Raw genomic sequence first — 24,033 nt, 5'->3', positions numbered from 1 at the left:
GAATTACTTATAAACCGGTTTAGCCTGACACAACGCAGACACTTTCTCACGAACCTCAGCAATGACCGCTTCATCCCAAGTTTCATTTTCTTGATCACAAGCATCAATCACATCGCACATCCACGTCGCCAGATTGGTGCAGTCGGTTTCATCAAAACCGCGCGTGGTTGCGGCAGCGGTTCCAACACGAATACCACTGGTGACAAACGGAGACATCGGATCGTTAGGCACGGAGTTTTTGTTAATCGTGATATGTGCCGCATCCAACGCAGCGTCCACCAGCTTACCGGTCAAGCCTTTTTCAATCAGGCTCACCAGGAACAAGTGGTTTTCAGTTCCGCCCGAAACCACGTCACAACCACGCTCCATAAAGACTTTCGCCATGGCCTTAGCGTTCTTGACGACGTTTTCGCAGTAGGTTTTCCAACCTGGCTCCAAACACTCTTTGAACGCCACCGCTTTGGCCGCCATCACATGAACCAAAGGACCACCCTGTCCACCTGGGAAAATGGCCGAGTTCAATTTCTTCTCCAGTTCCGGGTTGGACTTTGCCAAAATCAGGCCACCACGGGGACCGCGAAGCGTTTTATGTGTCGTTGTCGTCACCACATCCGCAAACGGAACCGGGTTGGGATAAACACCACCCGCAACCAGACCCGCAACGTGCGCCATATCGACAAATAGGTAAGCACCGACCGAATCGGCAATCTCACGGAATTTACCCCAATCAATCACTTGAGAGTAGGCAGAGAAGCCACCAATGATCATTTTTGGCTTGTGCTCGTCTGCCAAACGCTGAACTTCGTCATAATCGATTTGACCGGTAACCGGATCAATTCCGTACTGAACTGCGTTGTAAATTTTTCCTGAGAAACTCACATGAGAACCGTGCGTCAAATGACCGCCGTGTGCCAAACTCATCCCTAACACCGTATCGCCGGGCTCACACAATGCCATATACACGGCAGCATTCGCCTGAGAACCGGAGTGAGGCTGAACGTTTGCATAGTCGGCACCAAACAACTCTTTAGCACGGTCAATCGCCGCTTGTTCGACGATATCCGCATATTCACAACCGCCGTAATAACGCTTGCCAGGATAACCTTCAGCATACTTGTTGGTAAAACAAGAGCCTTGTGCTTCCATTACTCTCGGACTGGTGTAGTTTTCCGAAGCAATTAACTCAATGTGGGATTCCTGACGCTTTTCTTCGTTCTGAATCGCGTCTGCAATCAAATCATCGAAACCGGCAATGGTCATAGACTTTGTGAACATGAATGGTTCTCCATCTCAGAATTTAAAGAGTTCAAAGAAAAGAATTTTAACTGTTTTTAACGCAAATAACCACGCTAATACAGCGATTTAGATTTCTTATTCACGCAATGGCCACTTTCACTTTATAAAGCACGGTTTTTTCGGTAAAGTTGCTTAAATTTATTTGATTAAAAGAACCAATTAGGAACAACGACACAACATGGCTCAATTTGTTTACACCATGAATCGCGTCAGCAAGGTGGTACCACCTTCACGCTACATCTTAAAAGACATCTCTCTTTCCTTTTTTCCTGGTGCCAAAATCGGTGTTTTGGGTCTGAATGGAGCAGGTAAGTCGACTCTGCTCAAAATCATGGCCGGCATCGATACCGACATTCAAGGGGAAGCCCGCCCACAGCCGGGGATTAAAATCGGCTATCTGCCTCAGGAACCGCAACTTGACGAAAGTAAAGACGTCCGTGGCAACGTTGAGGAAGCCGTGGCTGACGTAAAAGAGGCGCTGGCCGAGCTGGATGCAGTCTATGCCGCTTACGCCGAACCCGATGCGGACTTTGATGCACTGGCTAAAAAACAGGCCGAAATCGAAGACCTGATCCAAGCCAAAGACGGCCACAACATCGAACGGACTCTAGATATTGCCGCCGACGCACTGCGCCTGCCACCATGGGATGCCGATGTCACGAAACTTTCCGGCGGTGAGCGCCGTCGCGTCGCACTGTGTAAACTGCTGCTTGAAAAACCGGACATGCTGCTGCTCGATGAGCCAACCAACCACTTGGATGCCGAATCCATCGCCTGGTTAGAACGTTTCTTGCTGGAATTTCCTGGTACCGTAGTGGCCATCACCCATGACCGTTACTTCCTGGACAATGCGGCGGAATGGATCCTGGAACTGGATCGCGGCGAAGGGATTCCATATCAAGGCAACTACTCATCCTGGCTGGAACAGAAAGAGAAACGCCTGGAACAGGAGGCCAAAACCGAAGCCGCTCGCATTAAGACCATGAAAAACGAGTTGGAGTGGGTACGTTCCAACCCGAAAGGCCGACACGCCAAATCCAAAGCGCGTCTGGCACGCTTTGAGGAACTGAGCAGTCAGGAACACCAAAAACGCAACGAAACCAATGAAATCTACATTCCGGTAGCTGAACGTTTGGGTGAAAAAGTGATTGAAGTAAATCACATTTCAAAAGGCTTTGGCGACCGATTGTTAATTGATGACCTGACCTTCCGTCTGCCTCAAGGAGGCATTGTCGGGATTATCGGGGCTAACGGGGCGGGTAAATCCACCCTGTTCCGTATGCTCACCGGCCAGGAACAGCCCGATTCCGGAAGCATCGAATTCGGTGAAACCGTACAGCTATCCTATGTCGATCAGAGCCGCGATGCATTAAACGACAACAATACGGTTTGGGAAGAGATTTCCGGCGGTGATGATGTCTTTATGGTGGGCAATACAGAGTTCAATTCACGCGCGTATTGCAGTCGCTTTAATTTCCGTGGTGGCGATCAGCAGAAAAAGATTGGTCAACTGTCAGGTGGTGAGCGTAACCGTGTGCATTTGGCCAAAACCCTGCGCAGCGGTGGAAACGTCCTGCTACTGGATGAACCCACCAACGATCTGGATGTGGAAACTCTGCGCGCCCTGGAAGAAGCCTTACTGGAGTTTGCCGGCTGTGCTGTTGTCATCTCCCACGACCGCTGGTTCCTGGACCGTATCGCCACCCATATTCTTGCTTTTGAAGGGGATTCGCATGTCGAGTGGTTTGAAGGAAACTTCTCAGACTACGAAGACGACCTGAAGCGCCGCAAAGGGGCCGAAGCCGCACAACCTCACCGTATCAAATACAAACCGATTAGCAAGGACTGAGCGCCATGATAGAAACCAATGTAAACTCTCATCTGATTGCGATAGCCAACGCCATGCCCGACCCGATTTTTGTCATGGGCCAGGACGGCACTTATCTGGATATCATCGGCGGTCAGGAACGCAGCCTTTATGCGGACGGTTCGAGCTTGATCGGTAAAACTTATTTTGATGTATTGCCGGAAAAAATGGCCGAGCGCTTTTTAAAGGTAGTACAAAAATCCATCTCAACGGGTCAACTTCAGGAGATTGAATATCAGCTTGCCAATGCCGACGTCAATGGCGTTGCCGAAGGTCCTGCCGGTGGACAGTGGTATGAGGCACGCATCTACCCAATCGATTCGGATGCGTATGGACAACCAGCGGTCATCTGGCTGGCGATCAATATCACCAGCCGCAAGCACATGGAGGAACAGATTGAACACCTCTCCTCTACTGATCCGTTGACCAACCTGTATAACCGTGACTTTTTCCTAGGCATTGTGGATGAAGAGCTGAACAAAGCCAAACTGAACAATAAGGCCCTGTCATTCATCAAAATCAACTTGGATTGCTTTAAACGCATTACCGACGGCTACGGTCACGAAATGGGCGACAAAGCGATTCTTACCGCAGCTCACGCCATTGAAACCGTCGTTAAGGATTTAGGCTATGTCGGACGCCTTAGTTGCGATCAATTTATGGTGGTACTGCCTGAAGTCAAAGCGGTGGATGCTTTCCGCATCGCCAAGCTGGCCCAGGAAACGATCTCGGCACAGACAATCAAACTGGAAGAGAATGTTTCCACCTGCCTAACCAGTCAAGCCGGCATTACCGAATTGCGCGATCCGTCAGAAGACAGTCACGCCCTATTTAAACGCGTGAATGAAGCCATTCAATCTATCGCCAAGTCACGTGAAATCACCAAAATCCTGTAATCGTCCAATCCAAAGCCAAAGGAGGCCTGCTATGTCATTTAAAACCAAAACACAATTTTTCAAACAGCGTGTCAAGGCTTTATTCTGGGCAGGCCTAGTCACTTTCGCGACGCTACTGGGGTTTTCAACCATGGCTCAAGCGGCGGATGACGGGGCCAAGGTAGTTTATCATGTCGATTTTAAAGATCCGACGCGTTATTCCGCCACCCTGACCTCTATCAACAACATTCTCAACTTTTATGAATCGGAATTGATGGAACCCGAAGTGCATTTGGTATTTGTCGGTTATGGATTGCGCTTTGCAACAGATGACGACCTTAAAGGCACGCCGTATGAAGCTGACAAGCCATTAGTGGAACGCCGTGCGGAACTGAAAGGCCGCCTGGATGCGCTCATCAATGTACGTGGCGTAAAAGTCCACCTCTGCGACAAAACCCGTGATGAAGTTGGCCTGCCACGTGAAAAAGTGTACAAAGGCATTCAGTTCGCACCTTCCGGCGTCGCTAAAATTGCCATACTGCAAAGTGAAGGCTATGCCTACTTAAAAGTTCAGTAATATTTAAGCCTCAAACACTGAACAAGCCTGTTCAACCAAAAAGCCCGCATTAATGCGGGCTTTTTGGTTTGAAGCATGGTTATTTTGGACTAACCCCAAACTTCGTCGGTAATACTCTTGTACCAACCACGCGTATAGTTGGCTTCCATACGATACTCTTGCAGACTGGCATTCATTCGAGAAACACCACCGGCCCCCTCTACTGGGACAATTTGCTTATCTTTCACATCGTAAACGGCCGCCACCGAAATCGCATAATCAGGAGTGATCAACGAATAGCAGGTATTAGCGTTCTTAGCCGAAATGGGGTCTAATTCTGCCAAAGACTGGACGACATTGGCCGCACAAATTTTGGCCTGACTGACTGCGGAATGCCCTGACTTAGGCATGGGACCGGCCATAGCGGCATCTCCAATGACATGAATATTGTGATGCACCTTGGATTCAAAAGTCTGTTGATTAACCGGACAGAAACCGGACTCATCCGTTAACCCCATCTGATCGGCCAAAACGCCGGCTTTTTGTGCCGGAATGTAGTTAATCACATCCGCCTTAACCTCTCCATAGTCTGCATCGATGATTTTATTCGCGACATCAATGCCAAACACCGTACCACCGTCCATGGCGGCAACCCACTCAATCATTTGACCGTAGTTATTGCGCCAACCTTCCATAAACAGCGCCTGTTTCGAGAATTTGTTTTTCTGATCCAAAATCAGAATATTCGCGGTCGGATTGTGCTTTGACAAGTAATGCGCCACCATACCAGCACGCTCATAGGGGCCCGGAGGACAACGGAAAGGATTTGGCGGAGCCACCATGACAAAAGTACCGCCCTGACGCATTGAACGTAATTGATCACGTAACAAACGCGTCTGATCTCCAGCCTTCCATGCGTGTGGAATGATATTCGCTACGTCTTCATCGACACCTTCATGCACACCCCATTTGAAATCAATTCCTGGTGAAACAATCAAACGATCGTAATTCACTTTTTGGCCATCTGAAAGCGTTACCACTCGCTTCTGAGGATCAACGCTGCTGACCACTTCATGCATCACATTCACGCCATGTTTCTTTAAGCCGTCATAAGTATGGGTAATTTCTTCCATCTCAACCAAACCGCCAATGACCCAGTTGGAGGCCGGACAGGTCACATACGCTTTCTTGGGTTCGATCAAGGTGACATTAATTTTTGGGTTGTAACGCTTTAAATATTTGGCTGCAGCGGCACCACCAAACCCTCCGCCGATAACCACCACTTCCCCCTCACCTTTACGCGTCATTTCGCGACTGCAAGCGGCACTCAACAAGGCTGAAGGAACGGCTAGACCGGCTGCACTCAAACGTAATAAGTTACGGCGTGAAACTGAATGTTTATTTTGACTCATACCATTGCCTCCTTAAATGCCTTGCTTGCCAATGTATTTTGCAAGTAATTCAATCTCCTCATCGGTGTAGCCGCGTGCATGGCGGTTCATAATCGTCCCATTGCGGGTGCCGTCGCGATAGGCTTTCATTTGCGAAACAATGAGAGACGCTGGGTATTCACCCAAAGGAGGAATGGCCCCTCCGGTTGCCTTACCATCATATCCATGGCAGGAGAAGCAGCTATTTGCCAACAATTCACCGCGGTCTACCGCAGACGCGGGCAGCGCTGCGATTGTCAGTAGCCCGGCAACGATTAATTTTCTTTTTATCATAGTATTATATTTTCCTTATATTAATGTTGCAGTCGGACTATAAAAGATTCACTCTCAGGCATCCAATAGAAATACCACATCAAAACCAATAAATTAAATTTATATCCGCATTTAAGAAACCTTAATGGATTTATGGAATATTTCATAAAGACAAAAAACAAAAAAGCCGGCATAAAGCCGGCTTTTTTGGAGGCATTAAACTTAATTGGGAATTAAGCCATTTCACCTGGGTATGCTTCGATACCAGGGTTATTTTTAACACCTTTAAGCTTAGGATGGTTAACCTTCTTAAGCTTCATATCACCTTTATGACGACGTAGGTAATCAGCGGCAACGTCCCACATCAGGCGACCTTCACCGACCGCTTCAACTTGCGCCCAGCCAGCAACAGTATAAGTTTTGTTTGGCTCAAGTGGTGTACCGTCATCCAAACGCATATCAGAAATACGGTTACCTAGAGTCGCATTAGGTTCACAAGTGTAGTCCATACCACCTAGACGAACCATATCACCACCAGATTGCAGGTATGGGTCTTTTTGGAACAAGTTCTCACAGATACCTTCTAGGATATCCTTCATTTGAGCACCCGTCACTTCAGACTTATAAGTTTCACCGTAAGTCATAGACGTTTCATCCATAACGCGTTCCATCGTAATGGTTTCGCCCGCTAGTACTGAAGTACCCCAACGAACACCGGCAGACATGGCGATTTGCGCGTCGTGCTCTTCACGTAGAGAGTTTACAATGATTTGGTCCCACGTACCCATGAAGTTACCACGACGGTATAAAGTATCTTCAGCTACCGCCAGTTCTTCACTCAAGATTTCTCCGTAAGTTTTTCCTAGACGCTCTTTGCTGTAGTAGTTATCAGGGTTACGTGATTCGATGATGTTGGTGTCATACTTACGTGCATACAGGTGATCGATGAATGTAGTCACTTCTTTGTCAGCATCCAAAATATTTGAGAACACTGGCAATAGCTTGTAATCAACCCCTTTCAACTTGCCGTTCTGGATATCCAAGTCCATGCAACCAACGAATTTACCGTTAGAACCAGCGTTAGTTACGTAACATACGCCACCTTCAGGAGTCTTAACATTGATTGTCTTAGGAATACCATCGTGAGTGTGACCACCGAAGATCGCATCGATACCGCTAACACGAGAAGCCATCTTGATATCAACATCCATACCGTTGTGAGAAATCATCACAACCGCAGCTGGTTTTTCGTTTTCACGGATATCCGCAACCAACTCTTGCAACGCATCTTCACGAAGACCGAATGACCAATCCGGGAAGTTCGATTGCGGGTTAGCGTTAGCCGTACGTGGGAAAGCTTGACCAACAACGGCGATACGCTCACCGTTAACAATCTTGATCGTGTATGGTTTGAAGGCACGCGCTTCATCTTCGTCAAATAGACCAGTACCGTTATGACGGTCAACCATTTCACGGTATGCATCACCAAACAGAGAGTCTTCTTTGATACGAATGTTTTGCGCCAGGAACTCACCCTTGAAGTTGTTCAGGTTACGCAGAACTTCTTCTTCAGTGTAGGTAAATTCCCAGTGACCAGTCATGATATCCACACCCAACAGGTTAGAGGCTTCAACCATGTCCGCACCACGCGTCCATAGGGCCGTACCAGAACCGTGCCACAAGTCTCCACCATCCATGGTCAAAGTGTTATCGCGACCACCGGCTTGCTCACGCAGCTTGTCCAATAGAGTTTTAACGTGCGCGAAACCACCGACTTTACCGTATTGCTCAGAAGCATCTTGGAAGTTCAGGTATGTGAAAGCGTGCGCAAGAGGCGTACCTTCTTGGATACCCAACTCTTTGATCAACTTAGTCCCAACAACGTGTGGCAATTTACCAAAAGCAGGACCTGTACCCAAGTTTACGTTTGGCTCACGGAAATAGATTGGCTTTAATTGCGCGTGTGTATCCGTAATGTGCAGAAGACGAACCTTACCTTTCATTGGCTGGTTGTAAATTTCTGCTGTTGCTTTAGCAAGAGCCGCTTTATCGGTCCCTGAAGACATCGCACTTGCAGTACCTGGTAACATCCCAGCAGCCGCTGCCATAGACATTACATGTAAAAATTCACGACGATTTAAAGACATTAGGTCTCTCTCCGTTTTAGTTTTAAGATTTGCCAACCGTACCCGCTAAGGTCGATCGCCTGAAATTAAAGTCAAACAAATTTATAGAATCAGGGTTTTAAAGTCAAATAAACTAAAGTTATCCTAGCCAAGAAAAGACTTATAAGAAAACACTAATATAAATTACGTATCAAGCACCCGGTTTTCATTTATTTAATGAATTATCCTACCCACTTACGTGCATTACGGAACAGTCGCATCCAGGCCCCATCTTCCAACCAATCATCTGGATGCCACGAGTTCTGAACTGTTCTGAAGACGCGCTCTGGATGCGGCATCATAATCGTGACGCGACCATCCTTGGTGGTCAGACCAGTCATTCCGCCTTCACTGCCGTTCGGGTTAAACGGATAGGTTTCGGTTGGGTTGCCGGCCGCGTCGACGTAGCGCAAGCCAACCAGGCCTGCCACATCCTGTGACGAACCGTCAACAAACTCCATCCGCCCTTCCCCGTGAGCGACCGCCACCGGAATGCGCGTGCCTTCCATCCCTTTTAACAAAATAGAAGGGGATTCTTGAATTTCCACCAACGAGAAACGCGCCTCAAACTGCTCGGAGCGGTTACGCACAAACTGCGGCCAAGCTTCCGCACCCGGAATAATCTCTTTCAAGTTAGACAGCATCTGACAACCGTTACAGACGCCCAAGGTAAAAGTGTCTTCACGCTGGAAGAAGTGTTCAAACTCCGAACGCGCCGTATCATTGAAGAGAATGGAGTTAGCCCAACCGCGACCGGCGCCTAAAACGTCGCCGTAAGAGAAACCGCCACAGGCCACCAGCCCGCGGAAGTCATCAAACTTAACCGCTCCTGACAAGACATCCGACATATGCACGTCTACCGCATCAAAACCGGCACGATCAAACGCCGCCGCCATCTCCTGCTGACCATTGACGCCCTGCTCGCGCAAAATCGCCACTTTGGGTCGAGGTTGACCGGTGAACTCCGCAGTAATGTCGTCATTAATATCAAAAGTCAGATGAACCGTCAGTTCGGTATTCTGATCATTTTCGATCGCATCAAATTCTTGTTGTGCGCAGGCTTCGTTATCCCGCAACGCTTGCATGCGGTAACTGGTCTCCGACCACCAGGCCTGCAACGTTTTACGCGACTTGCTTAATAGCGTCTGACCATGAGCAGCGATAGTGATCTGGTCGTTGCTTGCTGGCTGGCCAATCCAGTGTGACATCGCATCCAGATCGTGTTCCGCCAGAATGGTATTAACACGCTCTTTGTCCGCAGCCTTAACCTGAACGACCACACCGATCTCTTCAGCACACAGTGCCGCAACCGGCTCACTCCCCAGAGCGGAAACATCCACGTCCAAACCGCAGTGACCGGCAAACGCCATTTCAAGCAAGGTGACCAACAATCCGCCATCCGCTCGATCATGATATGCAACCATCAGCGCTTCAGCCATCATTTTTTGCGTGGCATCAAACAAGTTAATCAGGTCCTGTGCATCATCCAAATCGGCAGAGACATCACCAATCTGATTATAAACTTGCGCCAGACAGCTCGCGCCGATACGGTTCTGACCGCGCCCCAAATCAATCACTAGCAGTGCTGTATCGCCTAGGTCGGTACGCAACTGCGGTGTCACCGTTTTGCGCACATCTTCAACCGGCGCAAAGGTGGTGATATTCAAGGAAACCGGCGAAATCACCGCTTTATCTTGCCCCCCTTCTTTCCAGACGGTCTTCATCGACATAGAATCTTTCCCCACCGGTACGGCAATACCCAACTGCGGACACAACTCCATCCCCACGGCCTCAACCGCATCATAAAGTGCGGAATCCTCTCCAGGGTGGCCCGCCGCCGCCATCCAGTTTGCAGAGATCTTAATATCACTGATTTTATTGATCTTGGCACAGGCAATATTGGTAATCGCTTCTGCAATGGACAAACGCGCCGAAGCTTTAGGGTTAATCAACGCCACCGGTGGGCGCTCACCGGAAGCCATGGCTTCACCGGTATAGCCCTTATAGTCCGAACAGGTCACCCCGGCATTGGCCACCGGTACCTGCCAAGGCCCAACCATCTGATCACGCGTCACCATACCGGTAATGGTGCGATCGCCAATAGTAATCAGGAAAGACTTGCTGGCAATGGTCGGCAACTTCAATAGACGCTCAGTGGCTTCTTCCAAATTAATGACCGCCGTTTCAAACCCAGGCTGTGGCAAAGGGCGCGACTCGACCGTACGATGCATTTTAGGCGGCTTACCTAACAGTACGTTCAACGGCATATCCACCGGGTTGTTATCGAAAACGGTATCGTTTACGACCAATTTTTGCTCTTTGGTCGCCTCCCCGACAATGGCATAAGGGCAGCGCTCGCGTTGACACAAGGCTTCAAATTCCGCAATTTTTTCCGGATAAACGGCGATGACATAACGCTCTTGGGATTCGTTACACCAAATCTCCATTGGCGACATCCCCGGCTCATCGTTTGGTACCTTGCGCAGATCAAAAATCGCCCCTTTGCCGGCATCGTTGACCAATTCAGGAAACGCATTAGACAGCCCACCAGCACCGACATCATGGATCGATGCGATTGGCGACGCTTCTCCCAAATAGGTACAGCGATCAATGACCTCTTGCGCGCGTCGTTCCATCTCCGGGTTTTCACGCTGTACTGAGGCAAAATCCAGGTCTTCTGCACCGGCCCCGCTATCCACGGAAGAAGCCGCTCCACCACCGAGACCGATCAACATCGCCGGACCACCCAAAACAACCAATTTGGCACCGACAGGAATATCGTTTTTCTGGATATGCATTTCACGAATACTCCCCAGCCCCCCCGCCAGCATAATTGGTTTGTGGTAACCTCGAATCTCTTCACCATCGTGGGTAATTTGCGCATTTTCGTAAGTACGGAAATAACCGTTGATCGCAGGACGGCCAAACTCATTATTAAAGCCCGCTGCACCTAATGGACCCTCGATCATAATCTCAAAAGGTGAAACAATGCGACCAGGCTTGCCATAATCACGCTCCCAAGGCTGCTTAAAACCCGGGATATTCAAGTTAGAAACCGTAAAACCAGTCAATCCAGCCTTTGGCTTCGAACCACGTCCGGTTGCCCCTTCGTCACGAATCTCACCACCGGAACCAGTGGCGGCCCCCGGCCAAGGTGAAATGGCCGTTGGGTGATTATGTGTTTCAACCTTAATTTGGAAGTGGACAGGCTCTTCACTGTAGCCGTATTGACGGCTTTCAGGATCCGGGAAGAAACGGGTCGCTTTAGCCCCTTCGATAACAGCGGCATTATCGCTGTACGCCGAAAGCACCCCTTCAGGGTTGTTTTGATAAGTATTGCGGATCATACCGAATAGCGAACGATCCTTGTTTTCACCATCAATCGTCCAATCGGCATTGAAAATTTTGTGGCGGCAGTGCTCTGAGTTCGCCTGCGCAAACATCATCAATTCGGCATCCACCGGATTACGCTGTAAACCCGTAAACGCGTCTACCAGATAGTCGATTTCATCATCACTCAGGGCCAACCCCATTTCGGCATTTGCTTTTACCAGAGCTTCACGGCCACCGCCGAGCACATCGACCGTGGTCATCGGCTTAGGCGTTTGATGAGAGAATAAACCTGCTAGCACCTCAAAATCATGGGAAACCTGCTCCATCATACGGTCATGCAGTAACGCTTCCATGGCCGCTCTATCCGTTTCATCAGCCCCTTCGATAAAATAAACAATGCCTCGCTCAATGCGCTGTACGGCATCAATGCCGCATGTATGGGTAATATCCGTTGCTTTGGAAGACCATGGGGAAATGGTGCCCAAACGAGGCGTGACAATACAGCTCGCTGCATTTAATTCAGAATCGAAATTCGCTTCACTGTTATTCAACAGCGTTTTAAGGTGTTTTTCTTCCGTTTCAGACAAGGCCTGCTTAACTTCAACAAAGTAAACATACTGAGAGCGCAACGCGTCGACTTGACCGATGGTTTGTAACTTCGTTAACAATTGATTCAGTCGATACTCTGAATGTGCTGGTTTTCCCCAAATAATCTGCATAGATGTGTCCTTCAAAAAACAAAAACCCCCGAAATTCGAGGGTAAAAATCATTCATTCTATTGACCCAGTAACCCCAACTTTTCAAAGAGATATTTCCGTTTCTCTTCATCCAGCGGCGTGTCATTTTCTAACGCTTTCGCAGTTAGGTAGCTTCGGTCAGGTTGTTCTGTATCTTGTTCCAGCTGCAGCAAGACAATTTTAGGCAACTGCATTTTTTCACTGTCGTCCTTCCAGAACGCCAATGTGCCTAACAAAGAATCATCTTTTCGCGCACTGTCAGGAACTTTTACCCACATTTTGTGAACACCTGGATCAGACTTGTCGACTTGCCAGTCGGCACGGTAAACCATCGCCTGAAGATAGTTCCAGCTTTGCGATAAATTGGCGTGCAATAGCAGGCCTGCCAACTCTTGCTCTCCGTTAAATTCTTCGGTCATTTTGCCGGTTACCTGCACTTGAGCCAACGCGACCTCGGCTGAAGAACCGAAGAAAATCATCGCCTGGTATAAAGCCTCGGCTTCAAACAGCGGATTATAAGGCTTAATACGCCAGCGTTCGTCCCCACTGATTTCAGCATTGGTATCCGGTGAGTACACCATATGATGATGGAAATACACGCGTGTTTTACTCGTTGCCGGATCGGTTTCAATGCGCGCAACGAGACGGTCATAAATCCCTTCAGCCAGTTCTGGACGCCAACTGTTCAACAAACGCGTCAGAACGCCTACATCTTTAAGAGGAACCAATTCGGTACGTTTAGTAAACTCGGTTTTGATAATCCCGATGTCTTTACGCTCTTCCTCGACTTTCATGCCCAGCGTATTGAGGAAATGTTTAATGCTTTCCCACACGTGATCGCTGTTGCCAGTATCCAACTCAAGCCAACGCTCCGAAAGGTTCGACTTAACGCTTACCCCATCGGTTTTATAGGTTGGAATAAAATCATTTTGCTGTTCAGGTCCTTTAAAATCCTGAAATACCACTTCCATCTCTTGCTGCTTCTTAGAAGGATGAAATAGGTTTGGCGGCATCTCAAGGTTTTTGGCCAAACGGCTTTCGCTTTCACGATAATCCGTCTCTCCATCCGAACCGGTCAAGTTAGAAATAGTAGAACATCCACTGAGTCCCATAACAGAAAGAGAGACGGCAGTCAGTGCAACAGGTAAGAATCTTTTGGTTGGACGCATCTTATTGGCTTTTGCTCTTGAATTTGAATAAATAAAACTTGGCTCGGAAGAGGAAAAGCCTGCTTAGGCAATCCCCGCTTCTTGCATAGCGGCACGAACCGTAGGACGGTACGCTTCTGAAAGCACGGTTAAAGGCAAACGAATCGTCTTGCCAATCAATCCCATTTCCGCCAAAGCCCATTTCACTGGAATCGGGTTGGCTTCAACAAATAGATCTCGATGCAATGCAGCTAAAGGCGCATCTAATGCTTTCGCTTCATCCGCTTGCCCCTGCAACGCTGCCATATAAACATCATGCACACGCTTAGGAGCGACATTGGCAGTCACCGAAATACCGCCGTGGCCACCGGCCAAAATAAAGTCAACCGCTGTTGCGTCGTCGCCGGTATAGAGATCGAAGTCGTCAGATACCCCTGCCTTGATCTGGGCGATGCGTGACAGATCACCTGTCGCCTCTTTGATGCCGATAATATTTGGAACCTGGGCAAGACGAATCACTGTTTGCGGCAACAGATCACATGCCGTACGGCCTGGTACATTGTATAGAATTTGCGGAATATCTACCGTTTCTGCCACTTTTTTATAGTGCAGATAGAGGCCTTCCTGGGTTGGTTTATTGTAATATGGCGTCACCAGCAAACAAGCATCAGCGCCCGCTTCTTTGGCGCACTGAGTTAATTCAATCGCTTCTGTAGTCGAGTTAGCTCCAGTCCCCGCAATTACTGGAATGCGTTTATTAACCTTGTCTACAACGAATCTAACCACAGCACAGTGTTCTTGCATATCCAACGTCGCCGATTCACCGGTTGTGCCTACCGCAACAATGGCATCCGTTCCCGATGCAATATGAAATTCAATTAATTTTTCTAGGGCTGCAAAATCAATTGATTCATCGTCCAACATGGGTGTGACCAACGCCACCATACTGCCTCTAAACACGGCAAAACTCTCCAATAGATTAACGCTAACTCAAAAAACAGTAATATTACCCTTTCCCCCCCTACACTTCAACTTAAATTAGGTCCCGATAAAACCTCTTTCAAGCCACTTCAAAAGCGTCAAAAAAATAATCCTGATATTTTATTGAAACGCCTTTTAAAAGGCGGCATACTTGAATCAAATTCATCGAAAAATGGACGTACCTATGAGCATAACCCTAGGACAAAAAGTCTCTCCCTTTTCTCTTTCCGCCACTTCCGATCGCACCATCACTGACGCAGACCTTCTGAATCGCTACACCGTTCTCTACTTTTACCCCAAAGACAGCACTCCAGGCTGTACAACTGAAGGTAATGACTTCTCTGCTCTCCAATCTGAGTTTGAAGCCATGAATGCGCAAATTTTTGGTGTATCTATGGATTCCATGAAGCGTCACGAGAATTTCAAGAGCAAGCAGAGTTTTGCCTTTGACCTCATTTCCAATCCAGACGCGGAACTCTGCAAGATGTTCGGTACCTACCAACTTAAGAAAAATTTCGGCAAAGAATACATGGGGATTGTACGCAGTACTTTTTTAATTAACCCACAAGCTGAACTGGTGGCTGAATGGCGTCAAGTCAAAGTTAAGGGACACGCCCAAGAGGTGCTTGCAAAGCTTAAAACTCTAACCTAATCCCCTCACCCTAGTTATCCGCGCCTGACGCTTATTACTTCAATACAGGAAACGCTGCATGACCAACGAACAAAGACGCTTATTCATTCTCGACACAAACGTCCTGATGCACGACCCGATGGCCCTGTTCAATTTTGAAGAACATGATATTTTTATTTCCATGACCGTTCTTGAAGAACTGGATGCAGCCAAAAAAGGGATATCCGAAGTTTCCCGCAACGTGCGTGAAACCAACCGGCTGATTGACCAAATCATCAGCGACGCCAGTTTTGAAGAAATTAAGCAAGGATTACCGCTAGAACGCATCCACCCAAATGCGGAAAAGAACACCTCTCACTTAGGTAACCTCTTTTTTGAAACCGAACCTCTTCTGGTTGAACTCCCCATCTCCTTACCCAGTCATAAAGCCGACAACCATATTCTGCAAACCGGCCTAGCCCTTAAAGAACGATACCCAAAACGCAATGTCACCCTGGTCACCAAAGACATCAATATGCGAATCAAATCTTCGGCAGTGGGACTGCACTCAGAAGATTATTACAATGACCAGGTACTGGAAGATGCCGACCTGCTCTATACCGGCTGGGAACAATTGCCTGCGGATTTCTTTGAAACGCACGGCAAACATATGAAGTCTTGGCAAGATGGCAGTCGCACCTTCTATGAACTGGAAGTGGACGAAGAGTGCGACTGGCACGTCAACCAATGCCTCATCAGCGAAAATGAAGCTGGCTTCAACGCGATCGTGCGCGCCATAAAAGATAACAAAGCCACGCTTGAATACATGCATGATTATGGACGTGACAGCCAGGGAGTTTGGGGAATTCATGCCCGCAATCCGGAACAAAACATGGCCATGAACTTTTTAATGGATCCTGAAATCGACTTTGTCTCACTACTGGGTATGGCCGGAACCGGTAAAACCCTGCTTGCCCTGGCAGCCGCATTAGAACAGACGCTAGATCAAAACATCTACAATGAAATCATCATGACCCGCGCCACGATTCCAATCGGCGAAGATATTGGTTTTCTACCAGGTACCGAAGAAGAAAAAATGACCCCATGGATGGGCGCCCTGATGGACAACCTGGAAGTACTGACCGAAGCCGACGGCTCCAATACCACCGAATGGGAAAAAGAGAGCACCCAGCAGCTGTTGAGCAAACGCATCAAAATCAAATCGCTCAACTTTATGCGTGGCCGCACCTTCCAGAACAAATTCATTATCCTGGATGAAGCGCAAAACCTGACATCCAAACAGATGAAAACCCTGATCACCCGCGCCGGTGCCGGAACCAAAATTGTCTGTATCGGGAATATCGGCCAGATTGACTCGCCTTATCTGACCGAAACCACCAGCGGTCTGACCTATGTGGTAGACCGCTTCCGCAACTGGGAGCACGGCGCCCACATTACCCTGCAGCAAGGCGAACGTTCACGTTTGGCACTGTTTGCTTCGGAATCTCTGTAAAATTCGACAGGCCTGGTAACCGAGCCTTGGATTTAAAACATTTTGTTTTCCGCTATCCAACACTAAGCAACCAATTAGCCTCAATAAAAAAAGCCGCATAATGCGGCTTTTTTCTGTTTTAGGTGATCGAGCTCAAAGATATTTAAACTATCTGTTTTCACGCTCCTTCATCACCTCTTCAGGCAATGCAAAACCTTGCTCCAAAGCTCGATCACGACAGTAGTTAATGGCAAAATCCAACAACTCACCGACCGCACGGTGACGGAATTTGTGCTTCTGACGAACATGCGAGAACGGGCGCATAATTGGCGGATCCAAAGGAATCGCTTTCAACGTATCTAAGCGCAGCTCTTTACTCAACGTCGTACGAGACACAATCGCTACCCCAACATCAGACTCTACGGCCATCTTGACCGCTTCAGGACTTCCCAGCTCCATAACCACATTCAAGTCACTGTAGCTCAAGCCCTGTTCACGGATGTAGTTATCGATCACGGAACGCGATCCCGACCCCTCTTCACGGGAGATATACGGGTACTTTCTCATGTCTTCGATTGAAACCTTATCACGCTTGGCTAACGGGTGATCCATTGGACAAATCAACTGCATCTCATCCAAACGACAAACATCCACTTCCAAGTTTTTGTTGTGAACCGGAGCTTCAACCAAACCAAGATCGATCATATTATTTTCAACCATAGAGACGATGGCGTCGGTGTTTCCAACCTGCAAACGAATATTAACGTCTTCGAACTGCTTCTTAAACGCGCCCAGCAAGCTTGGCAACATATATTCTGCGATCGTCGTACTCGCACCGATCACCAGACTGCCGGTGACTTCACCCGTTAACTCACGAACTTCACTGTTCATCTTTTCGTAGAGTTCCAGAATCTGATCGGCATAGTCGTAGACGACTTTACCCGCTTCAGTCAGGGTGATTTTATTGTGGGTACGGTCAAAAAGACGAGTGTTGAAGAAATCTTCAAGCTGCTTAACCTGAAAGGTCACCGCAGGCTGAGTCATATGCAAGGTTTCAGCCGCCTTGGTGAAACTCATCACTTTGGCAACGGTGTGGAATACCTGGAGACGTCTATCTGCCATCCGAAAATTTCCTTTATGGTCGAGATAAAATAATTTTTAACCCGTTGAATATAGGCCTTTCAAGCATAAAAGTCAAACCCATCAAAGGGGCGTCAACTACCTAATTTTACGAGCCACATTGCAATTAGACGCCCTTGCCTGAAATAACCTATTGAATTACTTTGTCTTTACTTCATTCAATTGTGTTTTAAGGTCACGAATCTCTTTTGTCATATGACAAATGATTTTTTCTACATGCTCCTGGTTTTCAAGCGTCTGCTTTTCCAATTTCTCTTCCATCAAGCGCACGTAATTCAAAATTTCTTTCTCCTGCTTTCTTTGACCACTACCGATCAGAAAGGCTGAAATATTCGCCGTGACCAGAGAGAACAGCACAACACCAAACAAGATTAGCGCAGTGCCAAATAGACGCCCGTTTTCGGTTTGCGGCACCACATCCCCATAACCGACGGTCGTAACGGTGACGATGGCGTACCAGATACCATCAACAAAATCACGATCCTCCAGGTATGCAAACAGGCCTCCAGCCCCGACAATCATAAAGGCCGCTCCGATAAGAATCTGCCCTAAACGGTGCCGTTTGAGAATGGTGACCGCATCTTTGTAAAAGTGGGCGAAAAAACGCAGAAAAAGCACCAGTCGCAGCGAACGGATAATCACCGCCCAATCGCTTCCCCAATCAATCCATGGAAATGCAACGATCACAATAACCACATTCAACCAGTTTTGCCGCAAGTAACGTCCACGATCGGTCACGTTATAAACATTAATCGACAATTCTGCCGCGAACACCAGCCAAATCAGGGTCGACACCCAAGCGGTATCCACCGTCGAGCCGGAATAGAACATCAAGAGCTGTACAAATACCGCAAACAGGGCCAACAGCACCAACACTTCAAATTGTGCACCGATGCGTTTTGCACGCGCATTTTCTCGATAATTAACCCCGGCAATCCCCAGTACCGCTTTAAAATCCATACGAGCTATTCCAAATTTTTGCCAAACTTCTGATGTCCATTAACAAAGGATTAAAGAATCTTAGAGACCTTTTCTGCAAACTTCTCGCGCCAGTTCAGGCAAAGGCTCCCGGCCACGCAAAGCCTGTTCTATCAGCCAACGCTTAACGGGTTCAAGACGATTGGCCAAAGGCAATAAGTGCGAGCGCAAACGGGTCTTAAGAGCATTATCTTGCTTAAACAGCCAATCAAATCCCTCCATGGAGCGCTGAACAATCGCATTATCTCCGCGGCGCCAACGTTCATACCGTCTCAATACCGACCACTGCCCTATAGGACGAGAGTGCGCTTGCGCTTCGGTAAGCACATCTATTAAAGCGGCGATATCCAACAACCCCAGATTCACGCCCTGCCCTGCCTGCGGGTGAATGGTATGCGCCGCATCCCCCACCAGCGCCAAATTTGGTTTGACATAATGCTCGGCATGCTGACGCACCAATGGAAAAGCAACACGTTGCGCCACTTCAATCACCTGCCCTAAACGAGCTTCTGACGCATGGGTGATTTCACGCGCAAACTCTGCATCGGAAAGACTTAACGCCCACTCTCGCTTTTCACTCGGCAGGTACCAGGCGATGGAACTGATATTCTCGCCCATTGCCAGAAAAGCAAACGGACCGTCCTGACGGTAGCGCTGCCAGCAGGTATCTTGATGCGACAACTCGGTCTTCACACAGCCGACCACAGCACACTGCTCATAGTCATGCGTATCCAAACCGATAAAGGCCTTTTGGCGAATCTGCGAGCGCGCGCCGTCCGCACCGACTAACAACTGTGTTTTTAATTGCTGACCATCGTCCAAAACTAAACAGGCCTGTTCATGTTGTAATTCAACCCGTTCAATTTGTGCAGCCAACATTACTTTAATCGCATCGCATTGCGCAATCTGTTCCCAGATAGCTTCCTGAATGATTCGATTTTCAACCGTATACCCTAAATTAGGTTCGCCCACCTCCTCGGCCGAGAAGTGGATTTCCGTCGGCGTCGCTTCATCCCAGATATGCATGGCCGTAAAAGCATGACATCGGCGCTGCTCGATCCCCGGCCACACACCGAGATTTTTCAGAATGTTTTCCGACGCCCTGGTCAAAGCGCTCACTCGGGGTTCATAAGCGCGATCCGGCTGCCAATCAGTCTGCACGGCTTCGCGCTCCATTAACAGTACGGAAAAACCGCGCAACCCCAAGCCCAGGGCCAAGGCCGCACCAACCATACCTCCGCCGACAACAATGACGTCCCACACTCCATCCAACTCAGCTTGACCAGGGAAGTGATAAGAAACCTTATTTAGCGGAGTACTCATGCCTGACGGCCTCCCATGGCAAAACGTGCAAAACGCCGACGCAACTTCGGCATCGCCTGCATCGCCATCAAGCCAACACCGCGTAAATGACCGACGATTGGCGAACGATGTTGAAAGACTTGAATCAAACCATCTGTTAGATTCATCACGCGAGCATGATCTTCTCTACGTTTTTGCGCATAGTTCTGCAACAGTTCGCTCTTACCGGGATCACAAAGCTTCTGCTGATCAAGACCGGCTTTTGCCAAGGCTTCGATAAAGTCGTCAATGTCGCGAATCCCCAAATTCAGTCCTTGCGCAGCGACTGGATGCTGAGTATGCGACGCATTCCCCATTAATACCGCTCGTCCTTGCACCATTTGCGGAACATAACTCTCTTTAAGCGGGTAAGCCATACGCGGACTTACCGACACAAACCCGCCTAAACGCTCTCCCATTTTGGAGGCAAACAGTTCGATAAAACCGGCGTCATCCAAACTCATAACCTGTTCCAATTGTTCTTGAGGACAGACCAGCACTGCCTTATGAAAATGCCCTTGCATCGGCAATAGCGCCACCGGCCCTTCTTCGGTAAAGCGTTCAAACGACCAGCCGTCAGGGGCATCGCGGGTTTCAATCTGCGCAATCACGCCAAAAGCATCGTAGGATTTTTCTTCAATCGGCAGCTTAAGTTGCTTACGCACTTGGGAGTCCGTGCCATCTGCGCCAACCATTAGACGAGCCTGGACTTCGACAATATCCGTTTGTTGTTGGCCTGATTGAATCTTGGCAACCACTCCCTGAGCATTCTCTTCAAACTCAAGCAAGGTGGCAGGACACAACACGGTAATGCCCGCCTGTTTCTGAACATGCTGCCACAGCACTCTCCCCAAATCACTGGATTGAACACTGTAGCCAAGAGCCGGAACACCGCTTTCCGCGGCATGTAATTTGGTTAAGCCCAAATAGCCTTTCTGGGAGACATGAACATGCAGGATATCGGTTAAAAACGGACGCAAATCTTGCCATAGCCGTAACTTTTGCAACACCTGCGCCGAGCCGAAAGAAAGCGCCAGAACACGCCCGTCAAACGAGCTTTTTTGCGTCTGACTTTGTGTATCGGCGGTTTCGTCGTGTGCAAAACGTTCTGCCACAACCACCTGATAACCGTTTTGAGCCAGGCCCAACGCCAACATCAATCCGACGGGGCCGCCGCCGCTGATGACGACATCTGTTTCTAATCGAGTGCTTTTTGATTCTGCTTCATTCATTGCTTAACTCGCTATGCCCGTGACCATAATGGTTCCACCCAACGCATCCCAGTCCTCTTAAATTCGATTAACTCGTTTTTAAGTGAACATTATGTTCGGCCATCCAACCCTCAATTTCTGCCACACTTCTGGGCAAACCTTGCGTCAACACCTCATGCCCTTCTTCGGTCACCAGCACATCGTCTTCAATACGAATACCGATCCCCCACCATCGCTCGTCAACACCTGGCGATTCCGGCGCGACATACAACCCCGGCTCTACGGTCAACAACATCCCCGGCTCCAAACAGCGCCACTCACCATTTATTTTGTATGCTCCGACATCATGCACATCCATACCTAACCAATGGCCAGTACCGTGCATAAAAAAGGGCCTATAAGCCTCTTCTTCGATCAACTTGTTTAGCTTACCCCGCAAAATACCCAGTTCAAGCAGGCCTGCGGTCAAAATCTCAATCACGGTTTGATGCGGCACATCGTAACGCACTCCCGGTTTAATCAAAGTCACCGCTGCCTGCTGTGCTTTCAACACCAACTCATACAGCGCTTTTTGCTCCGCGGTAAACTTCCCATTCGCCGGAAAAGTCGTCGTAATATCGCCCGCATAACTGTTCAGTTCCGCACCGGCATCCACCAAAACCAGCTGGTGATCGCCAATACGGTCACTGTTTTCGGTGTAATGTAGAATGCAGGCGTTCTCGCCACTGGCGACAATCGAGTTGAACGCGACCTTTTGCGAACCATACTGCATAAAGGTCGACTCCAACGCAGATTGCAGCTGGTATTCATACATTTCCGGACGCACATGGCGCATCGCCGCCAAATGCCCTTCCACAGAAATACGGGCTGCATGACGTAATGCTTCAGCCTCCTGTGGCGATTTAAACAGGCGCATCTCATGCAGCACCTCATCCAAATCGCACAGCTTGCTTGGCGCAGTCACACCTTTTCGAACCTGACTTTTAAGCAGGCTCAACCACTCCTGAATTGGAGCCATCCATTCGTCCAACAAGGAAAAACTGAAATACAGCTGTTCAATATTTTCCAAAGCCGGTGGAACCTGTTCATCCAGCTCGTCAATCGACCAGGCCTGATCCGTTTTTAACAACTTCGGTGCACGCTCAACGCCTAATCGACGTCCCTGCCAGGTCTCCTGTTCCGGATCACGCGGACGTAAAAACAGAATGGATTTCACCTGCTGTTTCTTAATTAACAATAAAACCGAATCAGGCTCGGAGAACCCTGTGAGATAGAAAAAATCACTTTGCGCCCGAAACGGGTATTCTACATCACGGTTGCGTATCTGCTCATGTCCGGAAGAGACCAAAGCCGCACTGTTGTCCGGCAGCTTGTCGAGCAGGGCCTGACGGTGCTCTACGGCCAGATTAATCCAATCCAGGCCGGTTAACTCGGGAGACGTAAGAGAGGGAATTTCAGAGTTCATAAACGGTAGATAACCAGTAACAATAAGTGCGTTTTGTGATGAATGTAGAGAGCAAAACAGCTCCACTCTCCACAGCGTTAACCATGACGATCAGTGAATGGTTTCAGTTGGTTCAACCCCTTCACTCATCACCGGTGGCGCTTGTGTCGGATTCAGGTCTTCATTAAGCATGAGAACCCCCACTCGCACAAACTCGACCAATTGCATGAGGTCGTCTTCTTCGGCCTCACCCAACTCTTTCATTTGCGCCAAACCGTCAACATCAATACGCGCGATGTCACCCAGGTCATGAATCAGCTCTTGCACTTCTCTGGAAAAACTCTCTTCCGCATCCTGCAAACGCCCAATCAGCCCCAGGCCATATAACACCCCTTCACACAGCTGTCCCAACATGGCGGCACGTGCAATAATATCCTGCTCATCGTCCGGCAGGCACAATTGCAGCTCAAAGCCGCTGCCGTTAAGTCCTTTTACGGTAGAAAGGTAGAGCTCATGCAAGCTGATCAAAAAAGATTCCTTAACCGACTTAACCTGCGCCTCTTCAAGTAATTTACGAATCCAAACGCTCTCTTCAATATCGTTATCCCCACAAATAAGCCCGATCAACATCCCTTGAATAAAGGAGGGCGACTCTAATTCGGGGTAAGGTTCCAGCGCAGAATTCAGCTGATCAAAATCCATTCGGTACATTCTCTTGTTAAACGTAAAACATTCGTGAATAATACCATATTTAAGGCGTCCCTGAATAACTCAGCAACCTCATTAATCTGCGTGCTAAGGAGTCCGTTGTGCTAACCCTGACCTTGATGAATCACACTTTTGAAATCCCTTGCGAACCGGAAGACCGAGAACGTTTGATCGAAGCGGCAACCTTGATTGAAGACCGTCTGGAGCAACTTCCCAGCCTTAAAGGTGAAGGTAAGGTGTTAATGCTGGCGCTTAACTTAGCCTACGACTATCTGCAAATGAAAGACGAAACCGTCCAATACACCTTACGCCTTGAAGACCAGGTAGACAGCATGGTGACTCAACTGGCAAGTGAATCAAACTAACCGAGCAACAACGCCATCTTGCTGGCCCAGCTTCCACAAACTGAACAATCACTTCCTTTTATCCGCAGTAATAAAATAAATC

At 48.5% G+C, this 24,033-nt stretch carries 19 protein-coding genes; 6 read left to right on the top strand and 13 right to left on the bottom strand.

Features of this window, described 5'->3' with window-relative positions; genetic code table 11:
- Positions 1-3 precede the first annotated feature (3 nt).
- Positions 4-1,275, bottom strand: a complete 1,272-nt coding sequence (glyA, locus tag QCB44_RS03515) for a serine hydroxymethyltransferase (protein WP_279407949.1) — start codon at positions 1,273-1,275, stop codon at positions 4-6.
- A gap of 199 nt (positions 1,276-1,474) precedes the next feature.
- Here glyA and ettA point away from each other — a divergent pair, with 199 nt between their 5' ends.
- Genes ettA through QCB44_RS03500 form a run of 3 tightly spaced genes read left to right on the top strand, consistent with a single transcriptional unit; the run spans position 1,475 to position 4,615 of the window.
- Positions 1,475-3,145 (top strand): energy-dependent translational throttle protein EttA, encoded by a 1,671-nt coding sequence (ettA, locus tag QCB44_RS03510; protein WP_279407948.1) that lies wholly within the window; start codon positions 1,475-1,477, stop codon positions 3,143-3,145.
- 5 nt (positions 3,146-3,150) lie between these two features.
- Positions 3,151-4,059, top strand: coding sequence for a GGDEF domain-containing protein (locus QCB44_RS03505; RefSeq protein WP_279407947.1), 909 nt, complete (start codon positions 3,151-3,153; stop codon positions 4,057-4,059).
- A gap of 31 nt (positions 4,060-4,090) precedes the next feature.
- Complete coding sequence (locus tag QCB44_RS03500; protein WP_279407946.1) at positions 4,091-4,615, top strand: DsrE family protein; 525 nt, start codon at positions 4,091-4,093, stop codon at positions 4,613-4,615.
- Between the two features lie 89 nt (positions 4,616-4,704).
- Here the strand turns inward: QCB44_RS03500 and QCB44_RS03495 are convergent, their stop codons facing one another.
- The 6 genes from QCB44_RS03495 to dapA form a co-directional block, all read right to left on the bottom strand.
- Positions 4,705-6,006 carry an NAD(P)/FAD-dependent oxidoreductase gene (locus QCB44_RS03495; protein WP_279407945.1) on the bottom strand — a complete coding sequence of 434 codons (1,302 nt, stop codon included), beginning with the start codon at positions 6,004-6,006 and terminating at the stop codon, positions 4,705-4,707.
- Between the two features lie 12 nt (positions 6,007-6,018).
- Positions 6,019-6,318, bottom strand: coding sequence for a c-type cytochrome (locus QCB44_RS03490; RefSeq protein WP_279407944.1), 300 nt, complete (start codon positions 6,316-6,318; stop codon positions 6,019-6,021).
- A gap of 212 nt (positions 6,319-6,530) precedes the next feature.
- The gene (locus tag QCB44_RS03485) at positions 6,531-8,444 is read right to left on the bottom strand and encodes a 5'-nucleotidase C-terminal domain-containing protein (protein ID WP_279407943.1); all 1,914 of its coding nucleotides are present in this window, start codon (positions 8,442-8,444) and stop codon (positions 6,531-6,533) included.
- 200 nt (positions 8,445-8,644) lie between these two features.
- Positions 8,645-12,514 (bottom strand): phosphoribosylformylglycinamidine synthase, encoded by a 3,870-nt coding sequence (gene purL, locus QCB44_RS03480; RefSeq protein WP_279407942.1) that lies wholly within the window; start codon positions 12,512-12,514, stop codon positions 8,645-8,647.
- Between the two features lie 57 nt (positions 12,515-12,571).
- Positions 12,572-13,702 carry an outer membrane protein assembly factor BamC gene (locus tag QCB44_RS03475; RefSeq protein WP_279407941.1) on the bottom strand — a complete coding sequence of 377 codons (1,131 nt, stop codon included), beginning with the start codon at positions 13,700-13,702 and terminating at the stop codon, positions 12,572-12,574.
- 63 nt (positions 13,703-13,765) lie between these two features.
- Entirely contained in the window at positions 13,766-14,641 is an 876-nt protein-coding gene (gene dapA, locus QCB44_RS03470) for a 4-hydroxy-tetrahydrodipicolinate synthase (protein WP_279407940.1), read from the bottom strand.
- Positions 14,642-14,846: 205 nt separating this feature from the next.
- On the opposite strand from dapA, the gene QCB44_RS03465 reads away from it, so the two are divergent.
- Positions 14,847-15,314: a peroxiredoxin gene (locus QCB44_RS03465; protein WP_279407939.1), complete on the top strand. Its 468-nt coding sequence runs from the start codon at positions 14,847-14,849 to the stop codon at positions 15,312-15,314.
- Positions 15,315-15,372: 58 nt separating this feature from the next.
- Positions 15,373-16,785 carry a PhoH family protein gene (locus QCB44_RS03460; RefSeq protein WP_279407938.1) on the top strand — a complete coding sequence of 471 codons (1,413 nt, stop codon included), beginning with the start codon at positions 15,373-15,375 and terminating at the stop codon, positions 16,783-16,785.
- Between the two features lie 147 nt (positions 16,786-16,932).
- On the opposite strand, the gene QCB44_RS03455 is transcribed toward QCB44_RS03460, so the two are convergent.
- From QCB44_RS03455 to QCB44_RS03430, 6 genes are all read right to left on the bottom strand, one after another.
- Positions 16,933-17,886 carry a LysR family transcriptional regulator gene (locus QCB44_RS03455; protein WP_279407937.1) on the bottom strand — a complete coding sequence of 318 codons (954 nt, stop codon included), beginning with the start codon at positions 17,884-17,886 and terminating at the stop codon, positions 16,933-16,935.
- A gap of 156 nt (positions 17,887-18,042) precedes the next feature.
- The gene (locus tag QCB44_RS03450; RefSeq protein ID WP_279407936.1) at positions 18,043-18,864 is read right to left on the bottom strand and encodes a potassium channel family protein; all 822 of its coding nucleotides are present in this window, start codon (positions 18,862-18,864) and stop codon (positions 18,043-18,045) included.
- A 60-nt stretch (positions 18,865-18,924) separates the two neighbouring features.
- Positions 18,925-20,205 (bottom strand): UbiH/UbiF/VisC/COQ6 family ubiquinone biosynthesis hydroxylase, encoded by a 1,281-nt coding sequence (locus QCB44_RS03445; RefSeq protein WP_279407935.1) that lies wholly within the window; start codon positions 20,203-20,205, stop codon positions 18,925-18,927.
- Complete coding sequence (locus QCB44_RS03440; protein ID WP_279407934.1) at positions 20,202-21,455, bottom strand: FAD-dependent monooxygenase; 1,254 nt, start codon at positions 21,453-21,455, stop codon at positions 20,202-20,204. The genes QCB44_RS03445 and QCB44_RS03440 overlap by 4 nt, the downstream gene beginning before the upstream one ends.
- A gap of 67 nt (positions 21,456-21,522) precedes the next feature.
- Positions 21,523-22,899, bottom strand: coding sequence for a Xaa-Pro aminopeptidase (gene pepP / locus QCB44_RS03435; protein WP_279407933.1), 1,377 nt, complete (start codon positions 22,897-22,899; stop codon positions 21,523-21,525).
- A gap of 90 nt (positions 22,900-22,989) precedes the next feature.
- Positions 22,990-23,580 carry a UPF0149 family protein gene (locus tag QCB44_RS03430; RefSeq protein WP_279407932.1) on the bottom strand — a complete coding sequence of 197 codons (591 nt, stop codon included), beginning with the start codon at positions 23,578-23,580 and terminating at the stop codon, positions 22,990-22,992.
- A gap of 107 nt (positions 23,581-23,687) precedes the next feature.
- On the opposite strand from QCB44_RS03430, the gene QCB44_RS03425 reads away from it, so the two are divergent.
- Entirely contained in the window at positions 23,688-23,951 is a 264-nt protein-coding gene (locus QCB44_RS03425) for a cell division protein ZapA (protein WP_279407931.1), read from the top strand.
- The last annotated feature ends 82 nt before the right edge of the window (positions 23,952-24,033 follow it).

Source organism: Thiomicrorhabdus sp. zzn3 (assembly GCF_029767755.1).
In the GTDB taxonomy this organism is placed as follows: domain Bacteria; phylum Pseudomonadota; class Gammaproteobacteria; order Thiomicrospirales; family Thiomicrospiraceae; genus Thiomicrorhabdus.
Note: the sequence above shows the minus strand (reverse complement) of the source record. Positions and strands in the feature narration are given on the sequence as shown.